The 19,405-nt window shown below is 44.3% G+C and carries 17 protein-coding genes; 7 read left to right on the top strand and 10 right to left on the bottom strand.

All coding sequences use genetic code 11. The features are described from left to right. The first annotated feature begins 105 nt into the window (after window positions 1-105). The gene (locus KDM92_RS15605) at window positions 106-1,014 is read left to right on the top strand and encodes a LysR family transcriptional regulator (protein WP_212685371.1); all 909 of its coding nucleotides are present in this window, start codon (window positions 106-108) and stop codon (window positions 1,012-1,014) included. A 135-nt stretch (window positions 1,015-1,149) separates the two neighbouring features. On the opposite strand, the gene KDM92_RS18910 is transcribed toward KDM92_RS15605, so the two are convergent. Next, entirely contained in the window at window positions 1,150-2,859 is a 1,710-nt protein-coding gene (locus tag KDM92_RS18910; RefSeq protein WP_329603167.1) for a methyl-accepting chemotaxis protein, read from the bottom strand. A gap of 244 nt (window positions 2,860-3,103) precedes the next feature. Beyond that, window positions 3,104-3,307 (bottom strand): cold-shock protein, encoded by a 204-nt coding sequence (locus tag KDM92_RS15595; protein WP_186916917.1) that lies wholly within the window; start codon window positions 3,305-3,307, stop codon window positions 3,104-3,106. A 322-nt stretch (window positions 3,308-3,629) separates the two neighbouring features. Here KDM92_RS15595 and KDM92_RS15590 point away from each other — a divergent pair, with 322 nt between their 5' ends. Next, on the top strand, window positions 3,630-4,070 hold the full coding sequence (locus KDM92_RS15590; protein WP_230408380.1) for a hypothetical protein: 441 nt from the start codon (window positions 3,630-3,632) through the stop codon (window positions 4,068-4,070). Continuing rightward, complete coding sequence (locus tag KDM92_RS15585; protein ID WP_212685370.1) at window positions 4,067-5,089, top strand: CapA family protein; 1,023 nt, start codon at window positions 4,067-4,069, stop codon at window positions 5,087-5,089. Before KDM92_RS15590 ends, KDM92_RS15585 begins: the two co-directional genes overlap by 4 nt. Window positions 5,090-5,194: 105 nt before the next feature. Here KDM92_RS15585 and KDM92_RS15580 read toward each other — a convergent pair whose 3' ends face one another. The 5 genes from KDM92_RS15580 to KDM92_RS15560 form a co-directional block, all read right to left on the bottom strand. Beyond that, window positions 5,195-5,518, bottom strand: coding sequence for a 2Fe-2S iron-sulfur cluster-binding protein (locus KDM92_RS15580; protein ID WP_212685369.1), 324 nt, complete (start codon window positions 5,516-5,518; stop codon window positions 5,195-5,197). A gap of 13 nt (window positions 5,519-5,531) precedes the next feature. Continuing rightward, window positions 5,532-5,828, bottom strand: coding sequence for an SCP2 sterol-binding domain-containing protein (locus KDM92_RS15575; RefSeq protein WP_212685368.1), 297 nt, complete (start codon window positions 5,826-5,828; stop codon window positions 5,532-5,534). 13 nt (window positions 5,829-5,841) lie between these two features. Beyond that, on the bottom strand, window positions 5,842-6,495 hold the full coding sequence (locus KDM92_RS15570; RefSeq protein ID WP_212685367.1) for a class I SAM-dependent methyltransferase: 654 nt from the start codon (window positions 6,493-6,495) through the stop codon (window positions 5,842-5,844). A 59-nt stretch (window positions 6,496-6,554) separates the two neighbouring features. Beyond that, entirely contained in the window at window positions 6,555-7,496 is a 942-nt protein-coding gene (locus KDM92_RS15565; protein WP_212685366.1) for a CysB family HTH-type transcriptional regulator, read from the bottom strand. A gap of 197 nt (window positions 7,497-7,693) precedes the next feature. After that, entirely contained in the window at window positions 7,694-8,683 is a 990-nt protein-coding gene (locus KDM92_RS15560; protein ID WP_212685365.1) for a fumarylacetoacetate hydrolase family protein, read from the bottom strand. Window positions 8,684-8,954: 271 nt separating this feature from the next. On the opposite strand from KDM92_RS15560, the gene KDM92_RS18905 reads away from it, so the two are divergent. Both KDM92_RS18905 and KDM92_RS15550 read left to right on the top strand, forming a co-directional pair. Continuing rightward, window positions 8,955-10,553 (top strand): methyl-accepting chemotaxis protein, encoded by a 1,599-nt coding sequence (locus KDM92_RS18905; protein WP_212685364.1) that lies wholly within the window; start codon window positions 8,955-8,957, stop codon window positions 10,551-10,553. Between the two features lie 18 nt (window positions 10,554-10,571). Then, window positions 10,572-11,102 carry a GNAT family N-acetyltransferase gene (locus KDM92_RS15550; RefSeq protein ID WP_212685363.1) on the top strand — a complete coding sequence of 177 codons (531 nt, stop codon included), beginning with the start codon at window positions 10,572-10,574 and terminating at the stop codon, window positions 11,100-11,102. Window positions 11,103-11,249: 147 nt separating this feature from the next. On the opposite strand, the gene KDM92_RS15545 is transcribed toward KDM92_RS15550, so the two are convergent. Further along, window positions 11,250-11,717, bottom strand: coding sequence for a cyanophycin metabolism-associated DUF1854 family protein (locus KDM92_RS15545; protein ID WP_212685362.1), 468 nt, complete (start codon window positions 11,715-11,717; stop codon window positions 11,250-11,252). A gap of 2 nt (window positions 11,718-11,719) precedes the next feature. Next, window positions 11,720-13,984, bottom strand: coding sequence for a cyanophycin metabolism-associated ABC transporter (locus tag KDM92_RS15540; protein WP_212685361.1), 2,265 nt, complete (start codon window positions 13,982-13,984; stop codon window positions 11,720-11,722). Window positions 13,985-14,392: 408 nt separating this feature from the next. Here KDM92_RS15540 and KDM92_RS15535 point away from each other — a divergent pair, with 408 nt between their 5' ends. Next, on the top strand, window positions 14,393-16,573 hold the full coding sequence (locus KDM92_RS15535) for a cyanophycin synthetase (protein WP_212685360.1): 2,181 nt from the start codon (window positions 14,393-14,395) through the stop codon (window positions 16,571-16,573). Window positions 16,574-16,664: 91 nt separating this feature from the next. Continuing rightward, the gene (gene cphA / locus KDM92_RS15530) at window positions 16,665-19,235 is read left to right on the top strand and encodes a cyanophycin synthetase (RefSeq protein WP_212685359.1); all 2,571 of its coding nucleotides are present in this window, start codon (window positions 16,665-16,667) and stop codon (window positions 19,233-19,235) included. Window positions 19,236-19,313: 78 nt separating this feature from the next. Here the strand turns inward: cphA and KDM92_RS15525 are convergent. Continuing rightward, a partial coding sequence (locus KDM92_RS15525; RefSeq protein WP_212683795.1) for an IS3 family transposase occupies window positions 19,314-19,405 on the bottom strand: 92 nt, incomplete at its 5' end.

The raw sequence follows: 19,405 nt of genomic DNA, 5'->3' as shown, positions 1-19,405 counted from the left end.
ACTTCGATGTACCAATAATGGATATTCGAATATGCGTGCGGAAATTCAATTCAATCAGATTAGTCAATTTCTCATAGAAGAATTGCGTATGGTGGAGACTTAAAGATGGACCAATTTAAACAGATTTCGACCTTTGCTGAAGTTGCTACCCGCGGCAGTTTATCCGCCGCCGCACGTGCCGAAGGAGTCGCGCCCGCAATGATAGGTCGACGACTCGATGCTTTAGAAGAAAGACTCGATGTGAAGCTTTTGCAACGCACCACTCGCAAAATCGCACTCACGATCGAAGGTGCAGCATTTCTCGAAGACTGCCAACGTATTTTGGCAGAACTAGAAGAAGCAGAAACTTCGGTTTCTGAACGCAGCGCAAAAGCGAGTGGTCAATTGACGATCTCCGCTCCCGCAGGATTTGGACGGCAACATGTGGCTCCTTTAATCCCTAGCTTCCTAGCAGAACACAAAGAAGTGAAGCTGACCTTGAACCTCAACGACCGCGTGGTTGATCTGATTGGCGAAGGTGTAGACGTTGCGATTCGTATTGCAACATTAACGGATTCGAATCTCATCGGTGTCAAACTAGCAGACAATAAACGCGTTGTCGTAGCCTCACCTGACTACATCAAACGTCATGGTCGTCCGCAGACCTTGGATGATTTGCACCACCATAATTGCCTGACATTTAGCAGCGATGGTAGCCAACGCGGTTGGACTTTTCGAGAAAATGGAAAAAATGTTTTGCGCAAAGTAGAAGGCAATATGGTCTGCAACGATGGTGCGGTGTTGCATGACTGGGCATTGTCTGGAAAAGGCCTCGCTTGGCGCTCTATGTGGGAGGTTGGCAGTGAGATCGAAACCGGTAAATTGGTTACCGTGTTAGACGAATACAATGCACCAGGTAACGATATTTACGCGATCTTTGCGCAGCGTCGTCATTTACCCTTGCGCATACGCGCGTTTGTCGATTTTTTGCGGGCCGCATATGCTAAACCAAATTATTGGCAGCATAAAATCTAAGCTACTTTGAAGTACTGTGCTGAGGTTTGAGCTCGCTAGAATTAGTTAAACTTAGTCAAAATGCGTTATCAAAAAAAAACAAAGGCGGCCCATAGTCGCCTTTGTTTTTTCAAGCTAAATCACATCCATTAACAATTAAAACTCTTCCCAATCTTGGTCAGAACTCTCTTGCTTATTGCTCTTAAACGAGGATGAAGAACTTTGATTTGGTAAGGATTTAACTGCCGCTTTCTTTACAACTGGTTTCTTCGCTGCTGGCTTTGGTGCAGGTGATTCAGCCATATAGTGTTGGCTTCTGTCGTTTTCACTAAGTTTGAAAATGCTGACCGCTTGATTCAAGTTATTCGCCTGCTCTTGCATACTTCCCGCTGCAGCAGCGGCTTCTTCCACCAATGCGGCATTCTGTTGAACTGCTTCATCCATCTTCGTAATCGCGATGTTAACTTGTGCGATACCATCGCTCTGTTCAGCACTGGCAGCGGTGATCTCCGCCATGATATCGGCCACACCTTTAATCGAGACAACGATCTCATCCATGGTATGTCCGGCATCGTCAACTAAGCGTGAGCCAGTTTCTACTTTACTTACAGAGTCATTAATTAGCTCTTTAATTTCTTTTGCGGCACTTGCAGAGCGCTGTGCCAAACTACGTACTTCCGATGCGACTACCGCAAAGCCTCGTCCTTGTTCACCCGCGCGGGCAGCCTCAACCGCAGCGTTCAACGCTAAAATATTGGTTTGAAACGCGATTCCATCAATAACGCCAATAATATCGACAATCTTCTTAGAGCTATCCTTGATCGAATTCATGGTATGGACCACATCACCAACCACTTGACCACCTTTGCTTGCGACGCCCGACGCCTTCAATGCTAACGTATTTGCTTGACGAGCATTGTCCGCATTTTGTTGAACCGTGGAGGTCAACTCTTCCATAGAAGAAGCGGTTTCTTCTAAGCTAGCTGCTTGGTTCTCAGTTCGAGCAGATAAATCCATGTTACCGGTTGCGATTTCCTCAGAGGAGACAGCTATAGAAGAACTACCTTGTCTTACTGTCGTCACCGTCTGCACGAGATTCTGGCGCATATTTTCTAAGCCAGTTAGCAATTGCCCCATTTCATCATTTGATTTTGCTTTTATCTGAGTGGACAAATCACCATTGCCTATCGCATCAAATTGTGTCAGTACAAAATTTAAAGGATGAGAAATCGCAGCAAGCAAGAAATAAGCAGAGATCGTTACTGCTATTAATCCAGCCAACACACCAGCTATATCAACCCACATAAACACTTTGAATGCTTCTTGACTCGCTTTTAGCTTTCCTTCAGCTTGTGCAAATTGCATCGATTCAAGTTGGATAATTTTTTGTGAATATTGCTCATATAATTTACCCATTACACTCGAGTTGATCCTATCCGCTTCCTCCACATTTCCTGCTTTTACTGCGTTTAATGCCAACAAAAACCCATCTTTCAAAAATTTATCTATCAAATCTTTCGCCTCTGCCACTACGATTTTTTCATCGCTTGCCATTGGCAATTTAAGATACTTATTCCAATCTTCGTTTGCCTGAGTTACATATCCATCTATTCGTTTCAAAGTTTCAGCATGATTCGCAAGTTCTGGGTGAGCAATCGCACGATCAAGCAAAACTCTGGCTCGCAAATAATTTACTCGCGAATCGGCTAAACTCTGCATTGAAGGCATTTGATTCGCAAACAATTCACTAATAATTGCATTGCTATTTTTAACACCCCAAATACCCATCAAACCACCGACGACCAGCATAATTCCCATTACAGCCATCGTGGCGATCAATCTAAACCTAATCGTGACATTAAACATACGCTTGTCTCCAAATAAATGTATGCGAAAGAATGATCATGTACTCTTTCAGAATAACGTAGTTGCTGAAAATCAATATTGATTTAGCATAAGCTCAGTATAGATAGCTTTCGATCAATTCGAAAGAGATATTGCCGATATTCAATTGAAAAATAATGCAAATTAAAAGAAAGCAACAAAAAAAAACCCGGCTAAACGGCCGGGTTTTTTTTCTTGACTTTAACAAGTCATGCAAGTTATCAAATTAGATAGCTTGAATGTTTGAAGCTTGTTTGCCTTTAGGGCCAGTAGTCACGTCGAAAGAAACGCGTTGATTTTCTTTCAAAGACTTGAAGCCTTGAGATACGATTGCTGAGAAATGTGCGAACAAATCTTCGCCGCCTTCGTCAGGAGTAATGAAGCCAAAACCTTTAGAATCATTAAACCATTTTACAATACCTGTTGCCATTACAATTTCCTATTTCAGTTAATGTGGGCAGTTGCCCGATGAATCGTTTCAACCAAGCAAGAAATGACAGACTGATACTGCACTACTACCTAGAATCTCAACGATAGCCCCGATTATACGCACAATTTCTCTGGAAAGTAAATTTTAAATTAAAAGTAGGAAATTTCTTGGTGTTTTCAACGTATTTCGACGGTTTCCTGATCGAATCGACCACTCTCCCCCAAAAGAGCCTCACTCCGTTCTAAACAAACGAAAGTTTGATACTAGTTTTTTTAATAGCAGACCTCTACACTAGCACCTTGTTTGACTCTATCCAAAGAATATGAAAAGCCAACCCAAGTATCGCCAATTGCGGCTAGCTGTGCTTTTACCGATTTTGCTGCTCGCCAGTTTACCTGCCGCTCAGGCCACTGCTTCAAAAAACCAAGCCTTATTGCGCTGTAATGTTACATATGCTGGCAGTACACAGATAGTCGAGACCCGTGTTAGTAAGGATCCTTATGTGGCGCCAATTCACGATATCGGTGGTCGTTTTAGTTTCAAGGCTGTAATGATAGGCGATCATAAAAAGCTGAACTACATCAAACTGTATGCCTACTTACAAGGGCGTGATATAGATGTGCCTATCCATCAAGCGACGTATAAAGATCCCATTAAAATTGGACGCAAGATGCGAGCGCTGACTCCCATCAATTATCTATATGCGGGAGAAGTCGAGCGAGAATTGCAATATCAGTGTTTTCTAGGATTGCGTCAACAATGAAAAACTTACTTCAACAACTAATCATCATCGTCATTTGCAGTATCGCGATTCCAAGCTTCGCTCAAAACGATACATCGGCAACAAAGGCGACAACTAAGCCAACCAAGCAAGTAAGCATCTTGTTTGTTGGCGATATGGTGTTGGACGATCTGCCTGGTAAAGCCATCGAACAAGGACAAGACCCGTTCGCTGCATTTGAAAAAATATTTCAAAGTGCGGATATTCGCGTGGGCAATTTAGAGTGTGTTATAGCCACAACAGGAAAAGCATCAGAGAAAAACTTCACATTTCGTGCGCATCCACGTGTGATTCCCCTCTTAAAAAAATATTTCGATGCGATTTCAATTGCGAACAATCATTCGGGCGATTACGGGCCTGCTGCTTTTAGCGAAATGTTGACGCTACTAAATGCACAAAAAATGCCCTATTTTGGTGGTGGAAATAATCAAAGCGAGGCACATCGTCCGCACATTATTGAGCGGAATGGTTTACGCATCGCCCTACTGGGCTACGATGAATTTATGCCGCGCAGTTTTGAGGCAAACGTCAACAAAGCCGGTGTGGCATGGAGTGAGGATGAACAAGTGATTGCCGACATTAAGGCAGCCCGCCAAGACTATCGTGCAGACATCATCATCCCCTTTATGCACTGGGGCTGGGAAAACGAAATGACAGCGAATAAACGCCAACGTGAATTAGCGCGAATCATGATTGATGCGGGTGCTGATGCCGTGATTGGAGGCCATCCACATGTAATCCAAGATACCGAAACCTATAAAGGTAAGCCAATTATTTATAGCATAGGCAATTTCATGATTGATGCTGTTGATAACGAGGCGCAAACCTTAGGCTGGGCAATTCGACTCCATATTGATCAACATGGCGTCAAGGCCTGGGATACGAGAATGGCTAAGCTGAACAAGGAAGGCATTCCTAGTCCAATCCCAGAAGCAAATAGCGCATGTTGGGATAAAAAGTCAGGGGGACTCAGAACTTGTAAAAACGCGCAGTTACAATAAACCCAAAATCAATTTCACTTCGTCGCCGATAGTTTTCGTTCAGCTTGATCAGCCTACCCAAGCATCAATCACAAAGCTATCGGCGCATGCTAATGCACATTCGATTTACAAAGAGCTCAGCACAAGTTCATCAATAATCAAGGAACTTAAAGGCGTTGCGACACAAGGCAATATGTAGCCATCTAGTTTTTCGTCAAAGCTCAACCCTGGCCATTCCACCACATAATTCACTTGTCCAGTTTGCAGTCGGCACAAGCAAGTTCGGCAACTTCCGTTGCGACATGAATTCGCGATGACCACTCCATGTCTTAATGCTGCCTGCAAGATTGTTTCGCTCGTTGCACAGCTAAACTCAATTCCTTGCTTAACAAGTTGAATTCGAAACTGTTTGGTTAACTGCTTGGCTGATGGAATCTCTTGCGTCACCATAATGAGAGCTATGTCAAACGACTTTTTGCAGTCGCATCGCAATACTCATATCGCCTGCTAATTTAAGCTTGCCATTCATAAATCCACTGACTGGATTTAACTCTCCAGCCAATAAGGCAACTAAGTCGTCAAGCGCGAGACTTACTGTGCAGTCAGCATCACGATCCTGGTTATCAACCTGATGCGGCCGAGCGATCGCATCAACAAATACCACACCATCTGCACCACAATCAAACTTAAGACGGGCATTTAAACTACTATCTTCACCAAGCTTATTTCTAATTTTTTCAGTACAAATTTGCAGCGTCATTTTTGATCTATCCTTATTTCAATACACAAGTTAACATCCAAAAAAACTCATTGCGGCTAACGCGAATATCACGCGCAATGCTTGCAAATTTTTTCTTCAAATAACTATCGGTAGGAAAATTTTTAATCACTTCGACGCGCCTACCATCAGGCAATTCACGAATTTGATAGGTATTACCATCGCTGTCAGTACGCGCTGTTGGCGCGGTAAAATCTTCGACAATATTGTCGTCAATCAGCACCACCAAACCACCGCTTCCAATCGCTTTACGAATATTTTTAAATACAGATTCATATTCATCGCGACGAATATGTGCCCACATACCAGCAGCAAAACAAGCATTGAACTTCAGCTCAACTGGCAATTGCAAATCGTGCCAATCGGCAATCGCGAACTTTACTTTATCTTCTGGATAGTCGTGATCTTGCGCTAGTTCCAACATCACTTCATTGATATCGGTTGCGAATATGGACTTCGCCGTTTCTGCAATATGTTGTGTCCAAAATCCAGAGCCACATCCCAGTTCCAACACATCACGATCAGCCAGTGCTTCAGCGACATGTTCGGCAGCAGCATAAGCGTCTTCTTCTAGATCTGGCTCTTGATATTTTTCATCAAAGCTTTCAGCGCATTGCGCATAATATTCAGCTAATGCTTCACGCTTCATTTCATTCTTTCAGGATTACAATAGTTTAAAATTTTTATGTAGGTCGATCTCATCATGATTTAAAGATCGTAACTATCTTTACCACCTTGCATAACTTGATCGATCAATTTGCGATTCATGGTCGGTGACAGCATCTCTATAAAAGTGTACATGTAGGTACGTAAATAAGCGCCTTGCCGAACCGCGACACGCGAGACATTCATTCCAAACAAATGGCCGACCGATATTGTGCGTAAATTTTGATCGCGTTCTGCATCAAATGCCATTCCGGCAATGATGCCAACGCCCATACCAAGTTCGACATAAGTTTTAATCACATCGGCATCAATAGCTTCTAACAAGACATCAGGCTTTAGATGACGCACTTCGAACGCGTGATCAATTTTGCTGCGCCCAGCAAATGCAGCGTCGTAAGTAATTAAAGGATACTTGGCAATATCTTCTAACGTGATCGATTTCAATTTCATCAAAGGATGATCGGGCGTCACTACCACCACGTGCTCCCATTGATAGCAAGGCATGGATACCAAACCATCAACACTCGTAATTGCCTCTGTTGCGATTGCAATATCTGCTTGATCACGCATCACCATTTCTGCAATTTGTTTCGGGCTTCCTTGCAATAGCGACAAACGCACTTTCGGATATTTCTGCATGAATGCTTGCACAAGTTTAGGCAATGCATAACGCGCTTGTGTGTGCGTTGTCGCAATCGTAAAACTACCGCTATCTTGCGCAGCAAACTCTTTACCGATGCGCTTTAAGCCATCGATTTCTTGCATGATCATTTCTACCGACTTCAACACCGCGCGCCCTGGCTCAGTCAAGCCACGAATACGCTTACCATGTCGCGCAAAAATATCAACGCCCAACTCTTCTTCTAGCTCAATAATCGCCTTAGATACACCGGGTTGCGAAGTGAACAGCGCTTTGGCCGCCTCGGTTAAATTGAAATTCTGTCTGACCGCTTCGCGTACGAAGCGCAATTGATGTAAGTTCATGCAGGCATCCTTGAGTCAGAATAAAGTAAATGATCGCTATTGGATCGTTGTCGAATCACTGCTTATCGGATAAAAAGACCTAATTCTTTATACGATAAATATTAACTTTATTCAGTTTATATAACTTAGACAGTATATAGACTCAAGGATCGATTTTCTAGAAAAAATCCATTTCCTATTCAAAAAACCGCGATTCTTCAGTTTTTTGTGTACTCAACCACGCTTTGTTCGATCGCACCAAAAATCGACTTGCCGTTTTTATCGAACATTTCAATCCGAATCTTATCGCCAAATTTCATGAACGCTGTACTAGCCTCTCCATTCGCGATCATTTCTAAAGCGCGCTTCTCAGCGATGCAGCTATAACCTTTTTTCGGATCTTTGTTAGATACCGTGCCCGAACCAATAATCGTACCGGCACGTGCATTGCGTGTCTTACACAAATGCGTAATTAACTGCGGAAAAGAAAATACCATATCGACGCCCGCATTCGGTTGACCAACCAAACTGTCGTTCCATGTTGAACGCAGTGGTAAATGAACTTTGCCATCTTTCCAAGCTTCGCCCAATTCATCTGGTGTCACTGCAACCGGTGAAAAACTCGATGCCGGTTTTGATTGGAAAAATCCAAATCCTTTTGCCAGTTCAGCCGGAATCAAATTGCGTAGCGAAACATCATTTACCAACATCAGCAAACGAATATGTTCACTTGCATGTTGCACCTTCACGCCCATCGGAACATCGCCTGTAATGACCGCGATTTCACTCTCAAAATCGATGCCCCACTCTTCGGAAATTAATTCAATATCGTCCATCGGGCCAATAAAATCATCGCTTCCGCCTTGGTACATCAAAGGATCGTGCCAAAAACTCTCAGGCATTTCAGCATTGCGCGCCTTTCTCACCAGTTCCACATGGTTCACATAAGAAGAGCCATCCGCCCATTGAAATGCGCGCGGCAAGGGCGCCATACAATTTTTGGGATCAAAATCAAAGCTATTAATACCGCGACCAGCATTCAAGCGCTCATATACCTCATTTAATTGAGGAGCAATGAAATTCCAGTCATCTAAAGCATGCTGTAAAGTTGCAGCGATTCCATCCGCGATTTGCGCGTTTTTGAGATCACGCGACACAACGATCAATTGTCCGTCGCGAGTACCATCTTTTAAAGTAGCTAATTTCATATCTTTTGGTTTCAATAGAATGAGTCTAACGAGCGTGTCGCATACGCAATCCAAGTACAACGACAATCTCGCCATTTTACCGTGTAGCGTTGTTGGTTTTCAGTAATCCCTACAATAAATTAATTTTAGAAAGGTTGAAGTCTGTGTATGATTTATTACGTGCAGGCATCTCTACTTTGCCTCAATGATGTACTAAAGCCTTAAAGAAATCTGATTGTGCCGTAATTACTACATATCACTTCTATTTCAATCTAAGTTTAGGAGGCATCAAATGCATTTGAACTCACTCAAGATTCGTACGCGCCTCTGGCTGGGCTTTGGTATGTTGTTAATCATAATGTTGGTGATGGGCGCATTTAATACAAGTCGTCTAAATGATATAGAAAAACAAACCTCGACGATGCTGGATCAAAATGTAAGTGGTGTCGAAATATCTCTCGAAGTTGCCCGCCTGATGCAAGAAAATGGCCGCCGTGTTTCATCTTTATTTCTGACACGCGATCAAAATGTACGCAAAGAACAATACCAAATCATTGACGCGAATAAGAAAACCATAGGACAGCTACTCGAAAAACTAGCGAAACAAGGCAATGATCCTGAGAGAAAAACCTTGATTGAGACAGCAACCAAATCAAGAGTCGCATTTGTCGCATCGTTTTCCAAAGCCGCTGATTCACTAGAACTAGATGATATTGAAGCAGCAGAAAATCAAATGAATAACGTGGTGTTCCCCGCGCTAGCAAAAGCAACGATGGAAATGAAAGCGGTGGTTGACCATGAACGAAAACAATTAGAAAAAGAGGCAGCCGCAGTAAAAACAGATGTGAGCTGGTCGATCAAAATGATGATCATCACTGGCATATTAGCGACAGCAGTTTGCGCTTTCTTAGCATATTGGATCACCCGATCAATCACGGTTCCTCTCAATGAAGCAATTGATATTGCGACACGCGTCGGCAATGGCGATTTAACCGCTAGCTTCGAGAAAAACGCAGAAGATGAGACCGGCGTTTTACTAGATGCACTCGAACACATGAATCAAAACTTGGTTCAAACGATTCAAACAGTGAATCAAAGTGTAGAGACGATTGCAACTGCTTCGAGCGAAATCGCAGCAGGTAATGCTGATCTCTCTTCCCGTACCGAGTCACAGGCAGGATCTTTAGAGGAAACAGCCTCTTCCATGGAAGAGCTAACATCAACCGTCAAACAAAATGCGGATAATGCTAGACAAGCAAATGCGATGGCATTAAAAGCCTCTGATGTCGCGAAAAAAGGCGGAGAAGTCGTCGGCAATGTGGTTCACACGATGAATTCGATTAAAGATAGTTCAAAGAAAATTGTCGACATTATTGGTGTGATCGATGGCATCGCATTTCAAACCAACATTCTTGCCTTAAATGCGGCCGTGGAAGCGGCACGCGCTGGCGAACAAGGTCGAGGCTTTGCCGTGGTTGCCTCTGAAGTTAGAAGCTTAGCGCAACGTTCAGCCGGAGCTGCGAAAGAAATTAAGGAACTTATTAACGATTCCGTGACCAAAGTCGATGATGGCGCGCGCTTAGTTGATGATGCCGGAAATACGATGGATGAGATAGTCTCATCAGTGAAATACCTAGCGGATTTAATGGCAGAAATTACAGCAGCGAGTCAAGAACAAAGTGCCGGCATTGAAGAAGTCAATTTAGCGATTACCCACATCGACGAAATGACGCAGCAAAATGCCGCTCTCGTAGAACAAGCTGCCGCAGCTGCAGAAAGTATGCAAGAACAGGCGCATGCTTTATCGCAAGCAGTTGCCGTGTTTAAGCTACATCCGGCGCAATATACTGGCGCAAAACCGGTTCAACGACGTATAGCTATACCCACATAACATCAGAAATGACGATAGATGACACAAGCACTGCTTCCAACTGAAACTATTTTTGAAACAGAACGGCTACGCCTAAGAACTTTAAATGCAAGCGACGCCGTTTTTTTTCTACGCTTGGTCAACGAGCCTAGCTTCATCAAGAATATTCGCGACAAAGGAATACGTACGATCGCCGACGCTGAAAATGCAATTCAAACAGCACATCGGGATGTGCAAGAACAGCTGGGATTTAGTCTCTATTTGGTGGAAAGAAAAGAAGATCGACAAGCAATTGGCCTATGCGGCCTAGTTCAACGCGACGAATTACCTGGCATCGATATTGGGTATGCTTACTTACCAGAGTTTGGACGCAAGGGTTATGCTTATGAAGCGAATCAAGGATTACTAAAATACGCGAAACAGGTGCTGTCGATGCAAGAATTACTGGCGATAGTCTCGCCCCATAATCTCCCCTCCAGTCAGCTTTTAGAAAAGCTGGGATTTCAGTTTGAAAGTAACTTTCAATTAGCCGCTGGCGACACCGTTAAACTATATAGATGCACGCTATAAAATTTGGTATAGATCGAGCTTCAATATCGAGAGTAATGTGATGAACGCGATGTTGGTGCATCGTTACCTCAGTAATTCGACTGCACCAACAATTCAGTGAATAAATATTTTGTTTTAGATGCGCAGTCGAACCAACGCCCATCCCGCTTACAAAAATCTATCTAGGATCTTTCGACTGTGCTTATCGATTTCAAACATATTGCGGACGAAAAAAAGAATGCCGTGATTATCAGAGATTAGCAAAGAATCTTTTCCAATTCGTCGGATATCTTCATCGCCTTTAAGCACAAAATTCGTATCGCCACGATCTGTTTGAACATGCCAAGTGCAAGGTGTCGCAAAACTAGTGACACTGACAATTTTTATGATTTCAGGCATGAATTCACGACCTTCAAGCTCTTCAGTGATTAGGTCGCGAATCGCTTCTGGTAAATCAACCAAATGATCAATCCAAGCAAGCTCTGCGCCATTTTCTTTAACCAAAGAAATCCCGTCATTTGGCGATTGAATTGGAAAAGCGCGTACTGGTCGCACATCGACATGCTCAACACCGTTCGCATCAGTCAGTACCAGTTGTCGAAAGCTATTTCGTGTCAATTGAAATGATGTCGTCATATTTATTCTCCCACCACTGCCAACGCGGCAGCATTTCGTGCCTGCGCCTCATACAATTTAAAATAGGCGCCCTGCTTTGTCATCAAGTCATCATGATTACCGACTTCAACGATCTCGCCTCGATCTAATACTACCAGTCGATCCGCTTTATGCAGAGTTGAAAGTCGATGTGCAATTGCGATTGTGGTACGACCTTGGACCAAATTGTCGAGTGCTTTTTGGATTTCTTTTTCTGTCTCCGAATCCACGGATGCAGTTGCCTCGTCCATGATTAAGATACGTGGATCAATCAATAAGGCACGTGCAATCGAAATACGCTGACGTTCACCACCAGACAGTCCTTGACCGCGCTCACCAACCATTGAGTCATAACCTTGTGGAAGTCGCAAAATAAATTCATGCGCATGCGCGGCACGGGCTGCCGCAACAATCTCTTCTCTAGTGGCATGTGGTTTACCATAAGCGATATTGTCGGCAATCGTACCGAAGAATAAGAATGGCTCTTGTAACACCAAGCCAATATGACTGCGATAGTCAGCAACCGCGAATGATCGGATATCAACACCATCGAGCAAAATTGCACCTTCAGCGACGTCGTAGAAACGACATATCAAATTCACTAAAGTACTTTTACCTGAGCCACTATGTCCAACAAGACCAATCATTTCTCCAGGTTGAATATTTAAACTCACATTGCGGTTGACAGCACGATTCCCATAACGAAATCCCACTTCACGCAATTCAATCTGTCCTTTGACCTCGGTAATTTTCACCGGATTTTTTGGCTCAGGAACGCTGGAAACATGATCCAAAATATCAAAGATACGTTTTGCCGCAGATGCTGATTTCTGTGTCACTGACACGATACGACTCATGGAATCGATACGCCCATAAAAATTGCTGATAAAGGCAATGGCAGCGACTAGTTCACCCACAGTGATTTCGGCATGAGCAACTTGCCAAATACCAAATGCCCAGACCACCAAAATTCCGATGTCCGTCAAAAATGACACGATAGGAGAGAACAATGACCATACTTTATTTAATTTATCATTGACCGCCAAATTATGTTTATTCGCTTCGCGGAAGCGTGTTGCTTCACGTTTTTCCTGTGCGAACGCTTTCACTACGCGCACCCCAGGAATCGTATCTGCCAATACATTCGTTACTTCCCCCCAGACGCGATCAATTTTCTCAAAGCCCGTTCTCAAGCGATCTCTAACCATGTGAATCGCCCAAGCGATCAATGGCAATGGCAATAAAGTGACTAGTGCTAGCTTCACATTAATTTGCAACAAAAACGCAGCAGTCATTAAAAACATCAAGACATCAGTAGCAAAATCAAGCAGATGTAAAGATAAATACACGCAGATTCGGTCACTCTCACTACCGATGCGTGACATCAAATCACCAGTTCTTTTACTACCAAAATATTCCAAAGATAATTTCAGTAAATGCTCGTAGGTAGCGGTACGTAAGTCAGCACCAATACGCTCTGAAACCAATGCCAGAATATAAGTTTTACCCCAACTCAATAGCCAAGCTAAAATCGCCGCGCCGAGCAAACCACCTATATATAGTGCGACCAAGGAGGTCTCTACCACCTTACCGCTTTGATAAGGAATCAGCACTTCATCCGTCAAGGGTTTAGTCAAGTAGCGCGGAATCATGTGTGCTGCTGTGCCCAACAACATCAAAGTAAATCCGATGATCAAAGAAATCTTATATGGACGAGCAAAACGCCACAGACGGAACAGAGTCCATGTCGATGGCGGCGTATGAATGACCTTGGTACAGACTGGACATTCTTCTTGATCTGCCTCCAAAATCGCTTTACAACTTGGGCAAACATTCTGTTCTGGTTTTTCAACTGGGCGTCCAGTCAAACGTACTTGTAATTGCTCATTAAAGGCATCCATCAAACGCATAATCAGCAAATTTTGACCTAGCGTAAAACGCCAATGCGCCAACAAATTATTCGCATCAACCAGTTCCAAATGACCGACGCCAGCATGATCGTGGTGGCGCATTTGTAGACCTTGCTTGAAATACCAGCTTTGCCACTCAGAAGACTCACTTGATTTAGATAACAGACGTTGATCAGTGACGACGATCAATCCACGTTGAAAACGCAATTTCGAATCAAGATCCGTTTCCACTGCACTTAAAAGCGTTTCTCCTTGTCCTAATTGCAAGCTCAACTCTGCCTTCCATACCTCAGGCAAACTTGGAGTTGCGCTAGTGATCGCTAATGTTGCTGTTGTCATCGTAAAGAAAACTCCATAGATGGGTGTTCGCCAAAAAGCGCAATCCCAACAAAATATTAAAAAAACCGCACTTATTTTTGCGTATGCATACGAGATAATGCGCTATTCATCAACAAAGCTGATGAAAACTGTAGAAGATTGCATCAAGCTGTATGACTGTAACGACAAATTACGGTATTCTGTCGACAGGAAAACAAGATCAAGGTGATTATTTGTTTTGGTAATTGGCAGAAGTATACCAGCAAGCATAGGTGCGTTTTTTTCAATTTTGCTGAAATTAACAATGCGTGTCAGCCTAGTTTGCCGAAGATACGTTACTCATCATGCCAAGCAACCCAAACAAATTAGAATCCAATTAAAAATTGAAGCGAATGGTGATTTCACTATTCAATACTAAAATTGACATTCATGACTACAAAAAAGAAAGACATCACGCCGCTCCGAATTTCGCATTTACGCGGACCCAATATTTGGACTTATCGCCCTGTCATCGAAGTTTGCTTAGATATTGGCGAATTCGAACAACTTCCATCAAATCAATTACCCGGCTTATACGAAAGATTAACCGCACGTTTGCCCGGCTTGATGCAACATCGTTGTGGCGTTGGTGAAGTAGGCGGTTTTTTAGAACGATTAAAAGAAGGTACTTGGGTTGGCCACATCCTTGAACATGTTGTTCTTGAACTGCAAAATATGGCGGGGATGCGTACTGGTTTCGGTCAAACACGCTCTACGCATATCGAAGGCGTTTATAAAATGGCGTTTCGCACGCGTCAAGAACAAGTCGGACGCGCTGCGCTCAACATGGGACGTGATTTACTCATGGCCATGATTGAGGATCAAGCGTATGACTTCGATACCGATTTAGAAAAATTGCGAGATATGGTTGACTCACTTTGTCTGGGACCAAGTACCGCACACATTGTTGACGCCGCAACCGATCGCAACATCCCTTTCATTCGTCTAACTGAAGGTAATCTAGTACAACTTGGTCATGGCGCACGACAAAGACGCATTTGGACGGCGGAAACCGATCGAACCAGCGCCATTGCTGAGAGCATCGCCAGCGACAAGGATATGACCAAGTCGCTGTTAAAAGCATGTGGCGTTCCCGTTCCAGAAGGAAGCTTAGTACGCAGCGCTGAGGAAGCTTGGGAAGAAGCACAAGACATTGGTTTGCCAGTGGTAATTAAACCTTATGATGGCAATCATGGACGTGGCGTTACATTAAATCTAATGACCCAAGAAGATGTCACCGCAGCGTATGAGATTGCATCTGCCGAAGGTGATAGCGCGAGCGTGATTGTTGAACGCTATATCGTGGGCGACGAACATCGTCTCTTAGTCGTTGGAAATCGCATGGTTGCAGCAGCCAAGGGCGAATCATTGTGGGTGATTGGCGATGGTAAATCCAGCGTGAAAGAATTGGTTGAACAACAAATCAATATTGATCCGCGTCGAGGTGAAACTGAAGAATTCCCACTCGGTCTAGTCAAGCCAGACGAGAGCGCTGAAATTATTCTTGACCTTAAACGTCAAGGCATGACTGCTGATTCCATTCCTGCCGCAGATCAACGTGTTTTAATTCAACCAAATGGCAATGTTGCGATTGATGTGACCGATCAGGTACATCCTGAAAACCAACGCTTAGTTGCACTAGCAACGCGGATTGTCGGCTTAGATATCTCTGGTATTGATTTGGTGTGTCGAGACATTTCTAAACCACTTCAAGAACAAGGCGGCGCGATTATCGAAGTCAACGCCAGCCCAGGCTTACTTTCTCACCTCAAACCCGCAGTCGGCCAAGCTCGTGATATTGGTGCTGCCATCATCGAGCATCTATTTGGATCAGAAGACAATGGTCGCATGCCAATTATTGGCATCGCTGGCGGCAAAGGTACTAGTTTAATTTCTCGCTTGGTTGGCAGTATGCTGAGCATGGAAGGCAAATATACAGGCGTTGCTTGCGCCGACGGCTTATACCTTGATCAACGCCAAGTAGTAAAAAGCGATTGCACCGCTTGGAACGCAGGTCAACGCTTGTTATTAAACCGCAATGTAGAAGCGGCTGTATTTGAAACCAATGCAAAATGTATTTTGAATGACGGTCTCGCTTACGACAAATGCACTGTAGGCGTACTTACTGATCTTGATGGACACAACGATCTATCAGCCTATTACATCACCGAGGCAGAACAAATGTTTAAAGTGATGCGCACACAAATTGATGTGGTACTTCCACAAGGATGTGCAGTCATTAATGCTGCCATTCCTAGTGCAGAAGAGTTAGCAGAGTTATCGGATGGCGAAGTGATTTTTTATGGCCTTTCAACAAACAGTGCTGCCATCTGCAAACATCTGCAATTAGGCAAGCGCGCCGTGTTTTTACGTGATGAGGAAATTATTTTAGGCACTGGCAACAGCGAACAAAAATTGTTAGCGCTTTCTGCTTTAAAACCATCCAAAGCAGAACAGCCAGAAACGATTATGGCCGCAGTTGCCGCAGCGTGGGCATTGGATATCTCACCAGATGTCATCGCTGCAGCACTCAGGAATTTTGATTCAAATCCGCCAAAAAAACATTATTAAAAAACGCTGACTCAAAATTGGATTTCTACTCAACAAGCGAAATCACACACAGACATTTTGGGCAAACTGCCCGGAGATAGGATAAAGGTTTATGGAAGTTTCACGAATCAGGGCCTTGCGTGGCCCTAACCTCTGGAGTCACCACACTGCGGTGGAAGCAATCGTTCGTTGCACACCAGAGGAATTATCAATCAATGCGATTCCTGATTTCGAGTCTCGCTTGCGCGCTTTATTTCCTGAGATTGGCCCATTACAAGCGACTGGCCACGATGATGCAATTCCTCTTGCACGCGTATTTGAATTAGCTGCACTGGCATTACAAGCACAAGCGGGCTGCCCTGTTACATTCAGTAGAACAACACCAACTTTAGAAGCAGGTATTTTTCAAGTTGTGGTCGAATACTCAGAAGAGGACGTCGGTCGCTTGGCTTTCGATCTCGCTGAAAAATTATGCAACGCGGCACTCAACAACAGCCATTTTGATTTGGCTTCGGCATTGCATGAATTACGTGAGCTTGATGAAGACTTACGTCTAGGCCCATCAACTGGCTCAATTGTTTATGCAGCGGTTGCACGCAATATTCCCTATCGCCGTTTGACTAGCGGCAGCTTGGTAACATTTGGCTGGGGTAGTAAACAAAGAAAAATTCAAGCAGCTGAAATGGATGGTACAAGCGCCATTGCTGAAGCAATCGCACAAGATAAAGAACTGACGAAAACACTATTAGATGCTGCAGGTGTACCAGTTCCACTTGGGCGCACCGCCATTGATGTTGAGGATGCATGGAATATCGCTTTGGAAATTGGCTTACCTGTAGTGGTAAAGCCAAAAGATGGCAACCAAGGAAAAGGCGTTACGGTCAATGTCACAACGCGTGAACAATTAGAAGCTGCTTACATCGCAGCGGCTGAATTCCGTGATGACATTTTAGTAGAACGCTATTTGCCAGGCAATGACTTCCGCTTGCTAGTAGTTGGCAACAAACTGGTTGCAGCTGCACGTCGCGACCCGCCACAAGTCGTTGGTGATGGCACACACTCGGTGCGCGAATTGGTTGAGCAAGTGAATAAAGATCCACGTCGTGGCAGCGGTCATGCGACATCGCTCACCAAAATTCGCTTTGATGATATTGCGCTAGCCAGCCTCGCCAAGCAAGGCTACAACGCTGACTCTGTGCCAGCAAAAGGCACGCGCGTGGTGTTACGCAATAATGCCAACTTATCCACTGGCGGCTCGGCAACAGACGTTACCGATGATGTCCACCCAGAAGTCGCTGCACGCGCAGTCGCAGCTGCGCAAATGGTGGGTTTAGATATTTGTGGTGTTGACGTAGTTTGCGACAGTGTCTTAAAACCGATCGAAGAACAAAATGGTGGCGTTGTTGAAGTCAATGCTGCACCAGGCTTACGCATGCATTTATCGCCTTCATTCGGCAAAGGCCGAGCAGTTGGCGAAGCCATCGTTGCTGCAATGTTTGCTGATGGTGATGACGGTCGCATACCTATTATCGCGGTCACGGGTACAAATGGCAAAACAACGACAGTACGTCTAATCGCTCATCTGTTAACCACCAGCGGCTTACGCACCGGCATGACCAACACCGATGGTGTTTATGTCGAAGGCCGTCAAATTGATAGTGGCGATTGCAGCGGTCCACGCAGTGCTCGCAATGTCTTATCACATCCCGATGTCGATGCAGCAGTATTCGAAACTGCTCGCGGCGGTGTATTACGCGAAGGTCTGGCATATGATCGCTGCCAAGTGGCGGTTGTCACCAATATTGGTTCGGGTGATCATCTAGGTTTAAATTACATCACGACCGTTGAAGATTTAGCCGTACTCAAACGTGTCATCGTACAAAACGTGGCCGACAATGGCGTTGCAGTTCTTAATGCGGCCGATCCGATTGTTGCGGGTATGGCGAATAATTGTACTGGTGCTGTTACCTTCTTTGCCGTAGATAGTAACTTACCTATCATGGCAGCACATCGCGTCAAAGGACATCGCGTTGTATTCATCGAAAACAACGAAATCGTGGCCGTCGAAGGCAAGCTGACTCAACGTATTCCACTGTCAGAAGTACCAATCACGCGTAACGGCACGATAGGCTTCCAAGTTGAAAATGTGATGGCATCGGTTGCCGCAGCGTGGGCAACCAACATTAGCTGGGATGCGATCCGCAAAGGTCTCAAATCCTTTATGAACGACAGCGATAACGCGCCAGGACGCTTTAACGTGTTCAACTATCGCGGCGCAACTTTGATCGCAGACTACGGACATAATCCTGACGCGATTACCGCCTTAGTTCAAGCAGTCGAAAGTATGCCAGGCAATCGTCGTTCAGTAGTGATTAGTGGCGCAGGTGATCGCCGTGATCAAGACATTCGCCAACAAACCGAAATTCTTGGCAACGCCTTCGACCAGGTCATTTTGTATCAAGATCAATGTCAGCGCGGCCGTGCCGATGGTGAAGTCGTCGCCCTCTTACGCTCTGGCTTGGCAAACGCAAAACGTACGACCGATATCAAAGAAATCAATGGTGAATTTATCGCGATTGACGCTGCACTTTCCACTTTAGGTGCAGGTGACTTATGCCTCATTTTGATTGATCAGGTTGAAGAAGCATTAGCGCATATTGCCAAGCGAATCGCTGAAGGCTAGAACGATAAGACATATCGTTTTAAAGAATAAAAAAGCCGGACTTATGAAGTGACCCCAAATAGTTGGACAGTTTGTTAGTTATGCATAGGAGGGCTGATTTCTGTATTGAACAGGACTCAGCCCTTTTAGTTTTAGTTTGATTCGCTCATGATTATAGTAGTGAATGTATT

It is taken from the genome of Affinundibacterium baiyunense (assembly GCF_018139645.1).
Lineage (GTDB): Bacteria > Pseudomonadota > Gammaproteobacteria > Burkholderiales > Burkholderiaceae_D > Undibacterium > Undibacterium baiyunense.
The sequence above is the reverse complement of the archived record's forward strand: the minus strand, read 5'-3'. Positions and strand labels throughout refer to the sequence as shown.

Excerpts from the sequence above, each read along its gene's own strand:
- KDM92_RS15605 (WP_212685371.1), top strand. The coding sequence starts at position 106 with ATGGACCAATTTAAACAGATTTCGACCTTTGCTGAAGTTGCTACCCGC.
- KDM92_RS18910 (WP_329603167.1), bottom strand. The coding sequence starts at position 2,859 with ATGTTTAATGTCACGATTAGGTTTAGATTGATCGCCACGATGGCTGTA.
- KDM92_RS15595 (WP_186916917.1), bottom strand. The coding sequence starts at position 3,307 with ATGGCAACAGGTATTGTAAAATGGTTTAATGATTCTAAAGGTTTTGGC.
- KDM92_RS15590 (WP_230408380.1), top strand. The coding sequence starts at position 3,630 with ATGAAAAGCCAACCCAAGTATCGCCAATTGCGGCTAGCTGTGCTTTTA.
- KDM92_RS15585 (WP_212685370.1), top strand. The coding sequence starts at position 4,067 with ATGAAAAACTTACTTCAACAACTAATCATCATCGTCATTTGCAGTATC.
- KDM92_RS15580 (WP_212685369.1), bottom strand. The coding sequence starts at position 5,518 with ATGGTGACGCAAGAGATTCCATCAGCCAAGCAGTTAACCAAACAGTTT.
- KDM92_RS15575 (WP_212685368.1), bottom strand. The coding sequence starts at position 5,828 with ATGACGCTGCAAATTTGTACTGAAAAAATTAGAAATAAGCTTGGTGAA.
- KDM92_RS15570 (WP_212685367.1), bottom strand. The coding sequence starts at position 6,495 with ATGAAGCGTGAAGCATTAGCTGAATATTATGCGCAATGCGCTGAAAGC.
- KDM92_RS15565 (WP_212685366.1), bottom strand. The coding sequence starts at position 7,496 with ATGAACTTACATCAATTGCGCTTCGTACGCGAAGCGGTCAGACAGAAT.
- KDM92_RS15560 (WP_212685365.1), bottom strand. The coding sequence starts at position 8,683 with ATGAAATTAGCTACTTTAAAAGATGGTACTCGCGACGGACAATTGATC.
- KDM92_RS18905 (WP_212685364.1), top strand. The coding sequence starts at position 8,955 with ATGCATTTGAACTCACTCAAGATTCGTACGCGCCTCTGGCTGGGCTTT.
- KDM92_RS15550 (WP_212685363.1), top strand. The coding sequence starts at position 10,572 with ATGACACAAGCACTGCTTCCAACTGAAACTATTTTTGAAACAGAACGG.
- KDM92_RS15545 (WP_212685362.1), bottom strand. The coding sequence starts at position 11,717 with ATGACGACATCATTTCAATTGACACGAAATAGCTTTCGACAACTGGTA.
- KDM92_RS15540 (WP_212685361.1), bottom strand. The coding sequence starts at position 13,984 with ATGACAACAGCAACATTAGCGATCACTAGCGCAACTCCAAGTTTGCCT.
- KDM92_RS15535 (WP_212685360.1), top strand. The coding sequence starts at position 14,393 with ATGACTACAAAAAAGAAAGACATCACGCCGCTCCGAATTTCGCATTTA.
- cphA (WP_212685359.1), top strand. The coding sequence starts at position 16,665 with ATGGAAGTTTCACGAATCAGGGCCTTGCGTGGCCCTAACCTCTGGAGT.